This is a genomic window from Fibrobacter sp. UWB15 (assembly GCF_900177705.1).
Taxonomy (GTDB): Bacteria; Fibrobacterota; Fibrobacteria; order Fibrobacterales; family Fibrobacteraceae; genus Fibrobacter.
Genome location: NZ_FXBA01000001.1, coordinates 329,206 through 343,760, shown reverse-complemented (window position 1 = coordinate 343,760; position 14,555 = coordinate 329,206). Strand labels below are relative to the sequence as shown.

13 protein-coding genes and 1 pseudogene are annotated in these 14,555 nt (G+C 52.2%); 13 read left to right on the top strand and 1 reads right to left on the bottom strand.

Annotated features, from left to right (window positions below):
• Positions 1 to 110: 110 nt before the first annotated feature.
• The 13 genes and pseudogenes from B9Y58_RS01450 to B9Y58_RS01395 all read left to right on the top strand — a co-directional run bounded on the left by B9Y58_RS01450 (position 111) and on the right by B9Y58_RS01395 (position 13,050).
• Complete coding sequence (locus tag B9Y58_RS01450; protein ID WP_073053648.1) at positions 111 to 2,255, top strand: RelA/SpoT family protein; 2,145 nt, start codon at positions 111 to 113, stop codon at positions 2,253 to 2,255.
• Positions 2,252 to 2,845, top strand: a complete 594-nt coding sequence (locus B9Y58_RS01445) for a hypothetical protein (protein ID WP_072798612.1) — start codon at positions 2,252 to 2,254, stop codon at positions 2,843 to 2,845. The genes B9Y58_RS01450 and B9Y58_RS01445 overlap by 4 nt, the downstream gene beginning before the upstream one ends.
• Positions 2,846 to 2,872: 27 nt before the next feature.
• Positions 2,873 to 3,253, top strand: a complete 381-nt coding sequence (locus B9Y58_RS01440; protein ID WP_073053647.1) for an NADH-quinone oxidoreductase subunit A — start codon at positions 2,873 to 2,875, stop codon at positions 3,251 to 3,253.
• A gap of 13 nt (positions 3,254 to 3,266) precedes the next feature.
• Positions 3,267 to 3,740 (top strand): annotated as a pseudogene (locus B9Y58_RS15105) (NADH-quinone oxidoreductase subunit B); the annotation flags it as partial.
• A 54-nt stretch (positions 3,741 to 3,794) separates the two neighbouring features.
• Positions 3,795 to 4,517: an NADH-quinone oxidoreductase subunit C gene (locus B9Y58_RS15100; protein WP_369827938.1), complete on the top strand. Its 723-nt coding sequence runs from the start codon at positions 3,795 to 3,797 to the stop codon at positions 4,515 to 4,517.
• Complete coding sequence (locus B9Y58_RS01430) at positions 4,514 to 5,656, top strand: NADH-quinone oxidoreductase subunit D (RefSeq protein WP_083532165.1); 1,143 nt, start codon at positions 4,514 to 4,516, stop codon at positions 5,654 to 5,656. Before B9Y58_RS15100 ends, B9Y58_RS01430 begins: the two co-directional genes overlap by 4 nt.
• A gap of 3 nt (positions 5,657 to 5,659) precedes the next feature.
• Positions 5,660 to 6,778, top strand: a complete 1,119-nt coding sequence (locus B9Y58_RS01425) for a complex I subunit 1/NuoH family protein (protein ID WP_073053645.1) — start codon at positions 5,660 to 5,662, stop codon at positions 6,776 to 6,778.
• A gap of 1 nt (position 6,779) precedes the next feature.
• A complete protein-coding gene (locus B9Y58_RS01420; RefSeq protein WP_072798601.1) occupies positions 6,780 to 7,253 on the top strand; it encodes a 4Fe-4S binding protein in 474 nt (157 codons plus the stop codon).
• Positions 7,253 to 7,834, top strand: coding sequence for an NADH-quinone oxidoreductase subunit J family protein (locus B9Y58_RS01415; RefSeq protein ID WP_233247795.1), 582 nt, complete (start codon positions 7,253 to 7,255; stop codon positions 7,832 to 7,834). The genes B9Y58_RS01420 and B9Y58_RS01415 overlap by 1 nt, the downstream gene beginning before the upstream one ends.
• Entirely contained in the window at positions 7,831 to 8,136 is a 306-nt protein-coding gene (nuoK, locus tag B9Y58_RS01410; protein ID WP_072798596.1) for an NADH-quinone oxidoreductase subunit NuoK, read from the top strand. The genes B9Y58_RS01415 and nuoK overlap by 4 nt, the downstream gene beginning before the upstream one ends.
• Positions 8,129 to 10,084, top strand: coding sequence for an NADH-quinone oxidoreductase subunit L (gene nuoL / locus B9Y58_RS01405; protein WP_073053644.1), 1,956 nt, complete (start codon positions 8,129 to 8,131; stop codon positions 10,082 to 10,084). Before nuoK ends, nuoL begins: the two co-directional genes overlap by 8 nt.
• 12 nt (positions 10,085 to 10,096) lie before the next feature.
• The gene (locus B9Y58_RS01400) at positions 10,097 to 11,608 is read left to right on the top strand and encodes a complex I subunit 4 family protein (RefSeq protein ID WP_073053643.1); all 1,512 of its coding nucleotides are present in this window, start codon (positions 10,097 to 10,099) and stop codon (positions 11,606 to 11,608) included.
• Positions 11,609 to 11,616: 8 nt separating this feature from the next.
• Positions 11,617 to 13,050 carry an NADH-quinone oxidoreductase subunit N gene (locus B9Y58_RS01395; RefSeq protein WP_073053642.1) on the top strand — a complete coding sequence of 478 codons (1,434 nt, stop codon included), beginning with the start codon at positions 11,617 to 11,619 and terminating at the stop codon, positions 13,048 to 13,050.
• A gap of 168 nt (positions 13,051 to 13,218) precedes the next feature.
• Here the strand turns inward: B9Y58_RS01395 and B9Y58_RS01390 are convergent, their stop codons facing one another.
• On the bottom strand, positions 13,219 to 14,547 hold the full coding sequence (locus tag B9Y58_RS01390; RefSeq protein ID WP_073053641.1) for an FISUMP domain-containing protein: 1,329 nt from the start codon (positions 14,545 to 14,547) through the stop codon (positions 13,219 to 13,221).
• Positions 14,548 to 14,555: the final 8 nt, after the last annotated feature.

The window sequence follows — 14,555 nt, the reverse complement described above, 5'->3', positions numbered from 1 at the left end:
GTGTTGTTCGCAAAAACAACAGACAACTGTTATGCAAAAACCCTTATTTTTCGCTTATTTCGCAAAAATCGTCATTCCAAGAAGCTTTTTTTTAGATATTATTTAGGGTGATGGTACAAGCGAGCCTCACATCGAACCAAACGCACATTGTAGATGTGCTTTTAAAGAAGAATCCCAACCTTGACCGGGAGATTCTTGAAAAGGCTGTTGCCTTTATTGCCGAGGCTCATGAGGGTCAATACCGCAAAAGCGGCATGCCCTACACCGAGCACCCCTATGAAGTGGCCAAAATCCTTGCCGACCTCAAACAGGACCAGTCAACGGTCTTGGCCGGGTTGCTCCATGACGTGGTCGAAGATACCGACCATTCCCTCGAGGAAATAGCCGAAAAATTTGGAAACGACACCGCCTTCATGGTGGATGCCGTCACTAAGATTACTGCCGCCCAAGAATCAAGCAAAACAGCCCAAAAAGCGGAAACCTACCGTAAACTGATTACGGCCATGGCAAAAGACCCCCGGGTCATCATGATCAAAATCGCAGACCGCATCCACAACATGCGCACCATGCGGTACATGAAACCCGAAAAAAGGCAATTGATCGCCCAGGAAACCCTGGACATCTACATTCCGCTTACCCACCGATTCGGTCTCTATAAGCTGAAAAACGAACTTGAAGACTTAAGCTTCAAGTATGTGAACCCCGACGAATACCAGAAGCTGGTGGATCTCCTTATCGAAAACAAGGAATCCCGCGAGAAGTATATCCAGTCGGTGATTGGACCGTTACAAATCAAGATGGCTTTGGAAGATTTTGACTGTACCATCCAGGGCCGCACCAAGAACATTTACAGTATCTACAACAAGATGCTCAGCCGTGGCTGCCAGTTCGAAGACATCTTCGACATTTTCGCCATCCGCATCATCGTCGATACAATTCCCGAATGCTACCTGGCCTTGGGCTACGTCCACAACCTATGGACGCCCCTGCAGAGTCGCTTTAAAGACTACATCGCAACCCCAAAGCCCAACCTTTACCAGAGCATCCACACCACAGTCATCGGCCCAGAAAACAAGATGGTAGAAGTCCAAATCCGCACCAAGGACATGGACCTTACCGCCGAGAAAGGATTCGCCGCCCACTGGGCCTACAAGATGGAAACCCAGCACGAAGGTGAAGAACTGGAATGGCTCAACCACATGGTAAAGCTCCAGTCGGAAATTTCCGACTCCAAGGAATACCTCGACTTCTTGAAGGTGGACCTGAAACCTTCGGGCATGACCGTATTTACCCCCAAGGGAACTTCTATCGAACTGCCTCAAGGTTCCATCGTCTTGGACTTCGCATTTGCGGTCCACACCGAACTGGGCCTGCATTGCATTGGCGCAAAAATCAACGACGAAGTGGTGAATCTGGACACGGTAATCAAACATGGAGCTACCATCCAGGTGCTCAAGAGCCCGAACCAGGAACCCAGCCCCGAATGGCTCGATATGGTCAAGACTGTGAAGGCCAAACAGGAACTGCGCCGCTGGATGAAAAGCAGCATCATGAAGCAGGCTTTGGACTTGGGCAAGGAAATCTGGGACCGCGAACTCAGACTTCAGAAAATCGAAAAGGATAAGCGCCCTTCCGAAGAGTCTATCTGCAAGTACTTTGGTACCCCCACCCTGGACGACTTTTACGAACGACTGGGTCAGGGCGAACTGCCCCTGTCGGACATCCAGCGTTTCTTGAACGGTGGCGAGACCACACAAAAAGAATCGAACTCCCTCCGATTCTTCCCCATGTTCAACAAGGACCAGAAGGCGGACCGCAGAGACGAGATGCCCCTGCAGATTGGCCAAGAAACCAGTTTGGTGATTCACTTCGCCAAGTGCTGCAGCCCGATTCCGGGCGATCCGGTCGTGGGAGTCCTGCGTCCGAAGATTGGTATCGAAGTCCACAACGCCGACTGTCCGCAGCTTAAGAACCTGCCCAAGGAACAACGCATTGCCGTGGAATGGAGCGAGGACATCAAGCATTCGTTTGAAACGCACCTGACCATCGAAACTGAAAACCGCAAGAACATGACCTTCGATGTGTTGCAGGAACTCAAACGGGCAAACGTATTTCTGGAACGAATTTCAGCAGCAAGCCAACATTATTCGGGACGAATCAAACTCGTATTCAAGGCTTTCCGCAAAGAACAGGTGGATACAATCATTACCGCTATCAAGAACATTGCTGGCGTTAAGCAGGTGGTAAAATCATGATTTCAAAGCTCCACCACAGCGACTACACTTTAAAGAACCGCGCCTTCAACTGTAGAATGCGTAACCGTTATTACGAAGAAGTATACTATGCGTTTAGGGCTATTTTCCCAAACGAAGTCGCCGAGCGGACCGAGAAAAATTCCGTGGCGGACACCATCTGGTTCCAGAATTTGAGCAAAGAAATCAAGCGCTACGAAAGATTGATTATGACCTGTCTAGAATACGCTCAGGCAGCCATTTTCTATGGCAAGGCCGAAAACAAGGCCATGTATTCCAAGGACAAACGCTGGGGTATATTGCAAGAAGAAATCTTCTTGGTTCACTTTTTGCAAGAGCTACTATCTACCACACGTTACGTGATTGCCCGAATCGAAACCGACCAAATGGTGCAGCGCTGGGCTGGCGAAATGCAAGACCTCAAGACCAAGCCTGTGGCCTCGGGTTACGTGAACGCCATTCAAGAAAAGCTGAACGAAATGAACGCCGCCACCTTGGACGAATTCAAGGACTTGTTGCGGCACGTGCTGGACCGATTCCAAATAGGCAACACGCTGTTTGGAACGGTTCAGGAGCTACAGAACTTTTACTAAACGAGAGAAAGACAAGAGACACAAGAAATGTCAGAGTACATCATCCTTTCAATCTTCCTTTTCCTGGGCGCGTTTATCGCGGCAGCGGCTACCGTTACAGGGCTTCTGCTGGGTTACCGCACCAAGAAAACCAAAAACAAGATGGCGCCCTACGAATGCGGTATGGAAACCATCGGCAATGCGCGAATCCAGTTCAAGGTAGGCTACTACCTTTTTGCGCTTCTATTCTTGGTGTTCGACATCGAAGCCCTTTTCCTGTTCCCCGTTATGGCGAATTTCAAGGAAATCATGGCCGGGAATTCTCCCCTCTCGCCGACGATTGTCGTCATTGACTTAGTGATCTTCATGGCAATTCTCCTTTCGGGACTTGCATACGCCTGGAAGAAAGGCATCCTCAAGTGGGAATAACACGATGGGAATTATAAACTTCGCCCCTAAGATTTTAGACCCGATACCCGGTGGAAAGTACGTCGTCAATGCGATTGACTACGTTGTCAACTGGGCTCGAGCCAACTCAATTTGGCCCCTTACTTACGGCACCAGCTGCTGCGCCATCGAAATGATGTCGAGCTCCATGGCGCGCTACGATATCGCCCGCTTTGGTAGTGAAGTGTTCCGCGCTTCGCCCCGCCAGGCGGACCTTTTTATTATCGCAGGAACCATTACCCGCCGTATGGCGCCCGCTCTCCAGATGCTCTGGGAACAGATGCCTGGCCCCAAGTACGTGCTTGCGATGGGCGCCTGCACCATCAGCGGTGGCCCCTTCATTTACGACAACTACGCTGTGGTGCGCGGGGCGCAGAACCTGATTCCGGTGGACGTATTCGTTCCCGGCTGCCCTCCTCGCCCAGAAGCACTGTTCCACGGTCTACTCACGCTCCGCGAAAAGATTTTGAAAGAAACCTGCCGTGACCCCTGGCACGAAGGCGAACCGAAGGACGTTTCGACCATGGACCGCTACCGCGAAGCCGCGAAGACCTGGGCCGCCCTTGAACGCATCAAGGACGAGGAAATGGCCGAAGCCCGCGCGAAGTTCAAGGAAGAAAATCCGGATTACAAGAGCAGCTTCAAGCCCGTGCGCGTGAAAAAGGAAGACTTCCCCGAAGTGGAACGAGTCGCCTGCAAGCGCTTTGGTTTAAGCCAGCTCGACATTTACAAGAAACTCAAGGCGAAGTTTCCGGACATCACCGTGCATACACACAGCGAAGACCCCATCGAAGATGTGGTGGCCGCCATGCCCGCCGACCGTCCGCTCGAAGTGATGATCAGCGTCGAAGACTACGTGCCCGCCGTGGAATACGTCAAGAACGATCCCGAATTCAAGATGAATTACCTGATCGACGTCACGGCAATCGACTACGACGACCACTTTGACATGGTGACGCAGCTCCGCAGTATCGAAAAGGGCCACAAGGTCTTCTTCTGCGTGCAAATCAAGAAGAACTTCGACATTCCCGAAGAAGAACGCCCCACAGCGCTGCTCGGAAGCGTTCCGACCATCAGCCACCTGTACCCGGGTGCCGAAGTCAAGGAACGCGAAGTCTACGACATGTTCGGCATCAACTTTGAAGGGCACCCCGACCTGCGCCGCATTTTCCTGGACAAGGACTTTGTAGGTTACCCCTTGCGCAAGGACTTTACCCACCCGCAAATGATCAAGAGGCCCGTATGAGTATGACAAGACTCCCGCCGGGATTCAAGATTACCCGCGATACCAATACCGAAGAATTTTTCATCAACATGGGTCCGCAGCACCCGAGTACCCACGGCGCCCTCCGCCTTGCGCTGCGCATGGACGGCGAAACGATTGTAGAAATCGTACCGCATTTCGGCTACATCCACCGCGGCATAGAAAAGCAGGCGGAATCCATGAGCTACCTGCAGTACATCGCGATGTCCGACCGCCAGGATTACTTGACGGCCATCCAGAACAACCTGGGGGTCGTGATTGCCCTTGAAAAAGGCATGAACATCGGCGTTACCGAAAAGGCCGAATACATCCGCGTAATGCTTTCGGAGCTAGGACGTATCGCGAGCCACCTGGTGTTCTTCGGCTGCTTCGGCGGCGACTTGGGCGGCCAGACCTGCTTGCTGTTCGGCTTCAAAGAACGCGAAATGATCCATGACATTCTGGAAGAAGTCACCGGGTCTCGCCTGACTACCAACTTCTTTAGACCGGGTGGCAGCCGCTTTGACGTTCCCGAAAACTTTATCGACCGCGTGAAGGCTTTCCTCAAGCACCTCGAAGGCGCCATGAAGGACTACGAAAGGTTCCTTTCGAAGAACATCATCGTGCTCGAACGCAGTAAGGGCATCGGCATTCTTTCTGCCGAAGACGCCATCGCTTACGGTTGTTCCGGTCCGGTGCTCCGCGCAAGCGGCGTCGACTTCGATGTCCGCAAGGCGAACCCCTACAGCATTTACGACCAATTGCAATTCGATGTGCCCGTAACCTACACCGGCGATTGCTACGACCGTTACACGGTACGTATCGCCGAAATTCACGAATCCATGCGCATTCTGTACCAGTGCATCGAAAAGTTCCCTAAAGAAGGACCGTGGAGAGCCAAGGAAAAGCCCGTGCGCCTTCCGGTCGGTCGCTACTACAGCGAAATCGAAACCGCAAAGGGACTGTACGCCACTTACGTGGTGGCCGCGACGACCGGCGAAAAGCCATACCGCATTCACACGCGTGGGCCCAGTTTCCCGCACATCGCCGCCCTCAACAAGATGGCGCAGGGCCACAAGATTTCCGACCTCGTGACGATTATGGCGACCCTCGACCCCGTGATCCCCGAAATTGACAGGTAATATATGTTTGTACCTACTGTAACACATCCGATTGGCGACTTTGTTCGCGACTGGGTCCCGAAACTTACGGCCTACCTTCCGGACTACCTGCACAACGCGACCCTAGACAGCGTCATCGCCTTCCTCGTGAACGCAGTGATTTGCATTGTGGCCGTCTGCGCGGTGAACATCGGTTCGGCTCCGATCCTTATCTACATGGAACGCAAGGTGTGCGCCCACGTGCAATGCCGCCTGGGCCCCATGCGCTTGGGCTGGCACGGTACGCTTCAGACCATCGCCGACGTGATCAAGATGCTCTTCAAGGAAGTCTATTCCCCGAGCGGCGCCGACAAGCTGATGTTCTATGCGGCACCGCTGATTGTGCTCATCGCACCTTTCATCGTCTGCGCCCTGATTCCCTTCGACAAGAACCTGGTGGTCGCCGATATCGACATGGGCATCCCGATGATCATCGCCGTGAACGGATTCGGAGTGCTTGGCATTTTGCTCGGCGGCTGGAGCAGCAACAACAAGTATTCCCTGCTCGGAGCGCTGCGCAGCGGCGCCCAGATGATCAGCTACGAAATTTCGTTTACGATGATTCTCCTGTTCGTCGTGATGGTTTCGGGTTCCACGAACCTGATGGACATTACCATGAGTCAGTCCGGCACCGTTCTCGACTGGTTCATCTTCAAGATTCCGGTCATCGGTTTCATCGCCTTTATCCTGTTCTTCATCTCTTCTACCGCCGAAATGAACCGCGCTCCCTTCGATATCGCCGAAGCGGAACAGGAACTCACCGGCGGCTACCACACCGAATACAACGGCACCCCGTTTGCCATGTTCTACCTGGCCGAATACATCGCCCTGGTCACGAACTCGGCACTTGCCGCCACCTGCTTCCTGGGTGGATTCCACGCGCCCTGCATCGGAGTCGAAGCGATCGACACGTACCTGCAGATGGTTCCGGGATTCGTGTGGTTCTTCGCAAAGATTTACTTCATGATCTGGTGCTATATGATGGTCCGGTGGACCTTCGTGCGTCCCCGCGTGGACCAGCTCATGGACTTTGAATGGAAGTTCCTCTTGCCGGTCAACTTGGTTCTCCTCGCCGCCGGTGCAATTTACATGATTTTGGTCTAATATGCAAGAACGAATTTCAACACGTCGATATATCAAGCGCTACCTGAAGCGCTGCATTACGGGTCCGTGGAGCCTTATCTGCGGTTTGTCCGTATCGCTAAAGTACTTTTTTGACCCTCGGCGCATTGTTACGGAACAATACCCCGAGAACAAGAAGACTCTCAAGATGCACGAACGTTACCGTGGCCGTCTCGAAATGATCGAAGACGCCGACGGTAACAACCATTGCACCGCCTGCGGCATGTGCGAACGCGCCTGCCCCAACGCATCCATTAACGTACTTTCGACCAAGAACATCGCCGGCAAGAAGGTGCTGGGCCGCTACGTCTACCACTTTGCCAGCTGCACCCAGTGTGGCCTTTGCGTAGAAGCCTGCCCGTTTGGAGCCATCCGTATGAGCCAGGCCTTCGAAGTCGCCACGACCGACCCGAATACGCTCGAAATGATTCTTAATAAAAAGGAGGGCCAAGGCTAATGATCCAGAATCTGTTAGCAGGGCTTATTCCGCAGAATGTCGCCTTCCCGATGGGTGGAATGGACTTGGCATTTTACGTGGTCGCCTTTATTATCCTTGTAACCGCAGTCTGCACGGTCGCGGTCAAGAACATTCTGCAAAGTGCCGTGTTCCTGATTTTCAGCTTCGTTGCAACAGCGATTCTTTACCTGCTCTTGCATGCGGAATTTACCGCACTCGCCCAGGTGATGGTCTATGTGGGCGGCGTCGTGATTTTCGTGGTATTCACGATTCTACTCACAAGCCGCCTCGGCGAAGACGCCTTCGCAGTCAAGATTCCGAGGGTATTTGCCGCATTCGCGCTCTCGATTATCTTTGTGCTCGTGATGGTCAAGTGTCTGCTTCCCATCGAAGGACTTTCGAGCGGAGCTGTGGCCGCGCCCGAAGGCTACGCCTCGCTGAAGGCATTCGCTCTTAGACTGCTGGGCTACGGCGAAGACGGATTCGTGATTCCGTTCGAAGTCGTGAGTATCCTTCTCCTGATGACGCTGATTTGCGCCATCACCATCGCCCGCAAAGGCAAGGAGGAAGAAGAAAAATGACCCTGATGAATTGTCTCATTCTCGCATTCCTGCTTTTCGGCATTGGCGTCTGGGGCCTTATGCGCCGCCGCCACTTAATCGGCATGCTGATTTCCATCGAACTCATGCTGAACGCCGCCAACATCAACTTTATTTCATTTGCCTACTTTAGCGCGAAGGACTCTACGGCAGGTGCGCTCTTCAGCATCTTCGTGATTGCAGTGACCGCATGCGAAATGGCAATCGCTCTCGCCATTATTGTGTCGATGTACCGCCGCTACAAGAGTCTGGACGTTGAACAGTTGAGGGACCTCCATGATTAACGACGTTTCCATCAGCTACCTGATTTTCTTGATGCCGCTTCTCGTATTCGCGGTAAACGGGCTGTTCCTCGGTCGCAAATCGGACAAGGCCGCCGCAGGCTTCGCCGTCATCGGTAACGGAATCGCCATGATTGCCGCCCTGATTGTGGCAGTCCACTATTTCAGCTCCACATTCGCGCCTCAGAAAGCGGTTCTATTCGACCTCCCCTTCCTGAATTTCGCAGAAAATTTCGCCGCAAAAATCGGCCTCCTGATTGACCCGCTGTCCGTCATGATGCTTGTGGTGGTCACCGTGATTTCATTCCTAGTGAACATCTACAGCATTGGCTACATGAAGGGCGACCGCTCTGCTGGCCGATTCTTCTCGCTCCTTTCGCTGTTCAACTTCAGCATGCTCGGCCTCGTTGCCGCCACCAACCTTTTCCAGATGTTCATCTTCTGGGAACTGGTGGGCGTATCCAGTTACCTGCTCATCGGTTTCTGGTACCACAAGCCCTCGGCCGTGAGCGCTTCGAAGCAAGCCTTCATCCTCACCCGCTTCGCCGACAGTTTCTTCTTGCTTGGCATCGTGATCGTGAGCTATGTGGTGCAAAGCTTTGACTTCTTCGCCCTGAACGGTCTCACCCTTTCCGCTTTTAAAAAAGAAACCATTGACTTGGGCCTCATGGTCGTCACCAAGGCCGACGCCCTCATTCTCGGATCCATTCTTATCTTTACCGGAGGCTGGGGCAAGTCCGCCATGTTCCCCATGCATATCTGGCTTCCCAACGCCATGGAAGGTCCGACTCCAGTTTCTTCTATCATCCACAGTGCCACCATGGTGGTGGCCGGTGTTTACCTGGTCGCACGACTTTTCCCCTTCTTTGCCGTTTGCGGCAACTCCCTTACATTGATCATGTGGGTGGGCGCCTTCACTATGGTCTTTGCCGCAGTCATTGCCTGCACGCAAAAGGACATCAAGCGCATACTCGCCTACTCCACGCTTTCGCAGCTGGGCTACATGATGTTTGCTTTGGGCGCCTGCAAAATCGGCGACGCCGTCATTACCACCGGCTGGACGGCCTCCACCTTCCACATCTTTACGCACGCCTTCTTCAAGTGCGCCTTGTTCCTGATTGCAGGTAGCCTGATTCACCAGGTGCATACTAACGATCTCGACGCCATGGGCGGCCTCCGTAAGAAGATGCCGCTCACCTATTGGAGCAGCCTCATTTGCGTATTGGCAATTGCGGGTATTCCGCCTTTCTCCGGATTCTTCTCCAAGGACGAAATCATCTTGGCCGCCTTCCAGGGGCACCATTACGTGGTATTTGCCTTGGCACTCATCACAAGCGGTCTTACCACCTTCTACATGTTCCGCCTGTTCTTCCTCGCCTTCCACGGCAAGCCCCGTTGCAAATCCGTTGCCGAAGGCCATGTGCACGAAGACTTCTTCATGACGCTCCCGATCGTAATTCTTGCCGTACCCGCCCTCTTGAGCGGTCTTTTGGGCAAGGGCCTCTTCGAGCATTATTTTGTACCGGGTAGGCTCCGTGTTCCGCAACTGGTATTGCTTCCCCACGCCGAATGGATTCCGTACGTGGCAGTCGCCGTAGCAGCCGTCGCGCTCTTTATCGCCTGGTTCTTCTACGCAAGCCCCAAGGCTAAAGTGGAACGCGCACTCGACGACACCAACCGCAGCGGTCTGTACAAAGTGGTCTATCACAAGTTCTACTTCGACGAAATGTACTACGCCGTAGTTCGCCAGTTCGTCATTGGCGGAATCGCTCGTGTAGCTAGATTCATTCAAGACTACATTATCGAAGGAATTCTCGCGTTTGTCGTGTGGTTCACACACAAGCTCGGCGACCTGGTACGCTACGCACAAGGCGGAAACCTGAGTTTTTACCTGGGCACGCTTATTGTCGGCGTAATCCTGTGGCGTTTCTTGGGGCAGCTTCCTATTTAAGCAGGTTTGACTATGGATACTTTGCTTTTTAACCTTATCTGGATCATACCACTTTTCACGGTCCTAGTCTGCGCACCGATTTCTTCGCAAAAGGAATCCCTGCTTAAGACAATTCATGCCGTTTCGGGCACCTTTGTGTTGCTGCTTGTCGGCTACCTTACCTACAGGCTCTACACGCTTGGTTTTGACACAGCCGCCAAGGAATCAGCCCCGCTTTTACTCCATTACTACATGGACATCCCGTGGTTGCATGCCTTTAACGCCCATTACGCCGTCGGCGCCGATGGACTGAACATGTTCCTGTTGTTCCTTACGGCAGTGATCGTCTGGGGCGGTATCCTGGTCAGCTGGAACATCAAGGGAAACCAGAAGGTGTTCTTCGCTCTCATCCAACTCTTGGCCACAAGCGTCTACGGCGTGTTCATGAGTATGGACTTGGTGTTGTTCTTTGTGTTCTACGAAATGGAAGCCCTGTGCATGTACCTGATGATTGCAGGCTATGGTTCAGGCCGTAAGGACTACGGCGGTAAAAAACTGACGTTAACGCTCGCCTTCGGTTCTTCCATGATTTTGGCGACGCTCTTCGGTCTCTATTTCGAAAGCGGAATCAACAGTTGGAGCCTAGTGGAACTTTCCAAGGTGACACTTCCCATGGACTTCCAGATGTGGGCATTCCCGCTCATGTTCATGGGCTTCGCCGTTTCTAGTTCCTTGTTCCCGTTCCACTTCTGGAGCCCGGACGGTCACTCCGCCGCACCGACTGCGGTTTCGATGCTTGCCGCCGGCGTGATGATGAAGATGGGCGCTTACGGCTGCCTTCGCATCGCCATGTTCCTGATGCCCGAAGCCGCCAAGATTTGGCTCCCGTACGTGGTAGCACTCCTTATTTTCAACGTGGTGCTGGGCCCCTTCATTGCACTCCGCCACAAAGACCTCAAGTACATCACCGCCTACAGTTCCATTAGCCACTTGGGCCTCATATTCCTCGGCCTTGCGGCCATGACTCCCGTGGGTCTCCGCGGCGCCAGCCTCCAGATGATTTCTCACGGTTTCTTGACGGGGCTCTTCTTTGCCACCATCGGCATGATTTATGAACGTACCCACACCCGCGACATCACCGAAATGGGCGGCATTATGCGCAAGCTCCCCTTCCTTGGCGTGGGCTTTGTCATTGCAGGCTTTGCAGGTCTCGGTCTCCCGGGCTTTAGTGGATTCATCGCCGAAAGCAACATCTTTATCGGAGCCTTCCAGCAAGATTCCACCATTACACGTGTCGTGACTGTTTTGGCAATTCTATCCATTACGACGACCGCCGTTTACATTTTGCAGACGGCCAACCGCATGTTGCACGGCAATATGCCAGCCAAGTACGAATCTCTTACCGACGCATGCTTCCGCGAAAAGCTCGTGGTGGTGGTATTGGTACTTTGCCTCCTTTTGATTGGTGTGTTCCCCGGATGGATTGCAGACATGCTTGACCAAAGTATTGCACCTATTTTTGCAAAGATTAACTCCGCATTATAGATTTTACCATGTATATACATAACTTCATTATCCCAGACCTGCTACTGCTTCTATTCCCGTTTATCGTTATCGGGAGTAGGCTCTTTTGCACCAACCGTTCCAAGGTATCCTGGCGCATCGCAAACATCGGATTCATTCTGATTTTTGTGTTGCTGAACTTCATTCCACTAGCCAGCGGAACGGGTCGTTTCTTCATTAGCAACTGGCACATTGACGACTTTGGCGTGCTCATGCGCGAAGTGCTGATGGTCTCGGCCATTCTCGGAATCTGGCTTGCCAAGGATTACTTTGAACACGGCGGCGACGGCAAGCCCGCCATGCACCAGATTGCAGAATTTATCGGAACCGTGGCTTTCGCAACCTTCGGCGGAGTCACCGTCGTCTCGGCTTGCGACTTGCTCACCTTCTTCTTGGGCCTTGAAATTGCAACCATCCCCATGTATGCCCTTGCCGCTTGGAACAAGCAAGACCAGTATGGTTCCGAAGCAGCCACCAAGTACATTTTGATGGGTTCAGTGGCAACCGCCTTTGAACTTTTCGGATTCAGCTACCTTTACGGCTTTGCAGGATCCATCCACTTCGACGCCATTCAGGACGCAGTGGCAAACGGCCCCTCTCCGCTTCTGTGGATTGCAGTGCTGTTCCTGTTTGCAGGTATCGGTTTCAAGTTGACTCTGTTCCCCTTCTACACCTGGGCCCCCGACGTTTACGAAGGCGCCCCCACTCCGGTAACCGCCATTCTCTCGGTGACTTCGAAGGCAACCGCCATCGCATTCCTCGTAGTTCTCGTCTTTGGCCCCCTCGCCCCGATTCAAGAACAGGTTGCACCGTTCATCGCCCTACTGGCGGGCACCACACTCTTTGTCGGTAACTTGGGCGCATTGAAGCAGACCAGGCTCCGCCGCTTCATGGCGTACAGCTCTATCGCCCAAGCCGGTTACATCATGGTTGCCCTCCTTGGTCCGGCCACAACGGCGAAAACCGCCATTATTTACTACCTATTCGTGTATGCGGTTTCGAACTACCTCGCCTTCTTCATCTTTGGCATTATCGGACACCACCGCGAAGAGACCTTCAATTCCTTGCGCGGGCTTTCTAAGCAAAAGCCCATGCTCGCCATCGCTCTTGCGGTCGCCATGTTCAGTTTGGCTGGCATCCCGCCCCTTGCAGGATTCTTCGGTAAGTTCCACCTGTTCTTCAGTGGTGCTTCTACCGGACATTACGGCATCGTGGCGTTTGCAGTCCTCAACAACGTGCTTGCACTGTTCTACTACTTACAGCTTATCAAGAGCGCCTGGATTGACGAAACGGACGACCACCTGAATCCGCTGCGCATGACCAAGCGCCAGCGTGGTGTGATTGGGCTCTTGACCGTAGCCGTGATTGTACTCGGAGTGCTGCCGTTCCTGAGCGACAACATCTTCGCCGGCTTTACGTTTTAAGACCGGGCTGGCTGCAAATAAGTCGGTTCTTACCATTGGCCAGCCCTCTCGCAACCGCCCCTGTTTAATAACAGGGGCTTTATTGCTCACGATAAGACCGCTCGCGCCCTTTCGTATAAGCAAAACGCCTCGTTGTACGAGGCGTTTGTTGTTTAATCATTCTTCTTATTATTCTTTCATGCAGCGAACGGCGTAAGCATTGTTCTTTCCGTTCTCAACCATTCTAAAAGATTCATCTGAATACCGCAGGCCCACTGCAACAGTATCTTTGATTCCTTGGTCTTCGTACGATAAATCAAGCCACAGATAAGCCGTATAGCCCATATCAAAGAAAGATTCGCTGCCTATATCGTAACCACCAGAAGGCATCAAGTTAAGCCCGGACAAGTTATTCCCCGGTTCACTTTTCCACCCTTCTACAGATTTTGTTTCTTCGGCTGTATAACCAAAAAGCGCGCGTTTTTTTCCCATAGATCCAATAGTCTCGGCCAAGCCTTCGTTACCTTCATCATTATCAAAAACCGCATTTCTCATTAAGCGCCAGCCTTCCGGGCAAACCTTCACAGCGGTTTCTTTGTCATACAGGCGGCCGTACTTTTTGCAGGAATCGGTACTGTTGTTGTAGCACCAACTGTTTCCTGTTTCGTAATTCATGTTTTCGGCCATGTAGGTTTTACCCCAAATTTCAATGGTCTTGTAGGTTTGGCCCTGATAATTTAATTCCCCTTCGTGCATGGGTATTTCTTCAAGATAGGTGGAATCAAAATCACCTTCGACATGAAGATCTGACGTCCCCCAAGATTTCACGCAACGCACCGACATTCCGTGACCCTTATAGTATTCACCATAACCCAGGACATCCGATTCGTAAGTCAGTTGCCAACCTTTGGCGATATCCGGCTCTGTAAAAGACGAAGTACTTGTCCAGAAATAAGCAAACTTACCTGTAGGAAGCCACCCCCCTTCAATGTTCTTACGCCCTGCCGGAAGTCCGTAAAAACCAAACCTATTCGTCCCTTGCAAAATCCCTTCGGCATTTTGCCAAAGGTCTACCGTTTTCAATTTAGTTCCCGCAGGCTCTATCCTATAGCCGACAGAGAGTTCCAAATCACTCCATTCATCATGTGACGGCAACTTCCAACCCTCGGGGCACGCTTTTTGCGCAGCTTCCCAGTTATAAAGGCGACCATATACCTCGCAACTATCTTTACTGTCGTTATAGCACCAGGAATTTTCTTCCAATGTAGAATCAACGTAATCCAAATTTTCGGCAAACCACAAATAATAATCGTCTGAATACGAATACGGTCTCTTGATTTTCATAATCCGATATTCGTGATTATTTCGCTTATCGGTATAATAACCGTCTTTAATGACAACTCCGTTTAAGTCATAATCCGAAATGGTCTTGACCACCTCTTCTTCCCCATCTGAACATGCCGAAAAGAATACGGAAAATAAAATGACTCCCGAAACAAGGCTCCACAACGACTTCATAGGACCTC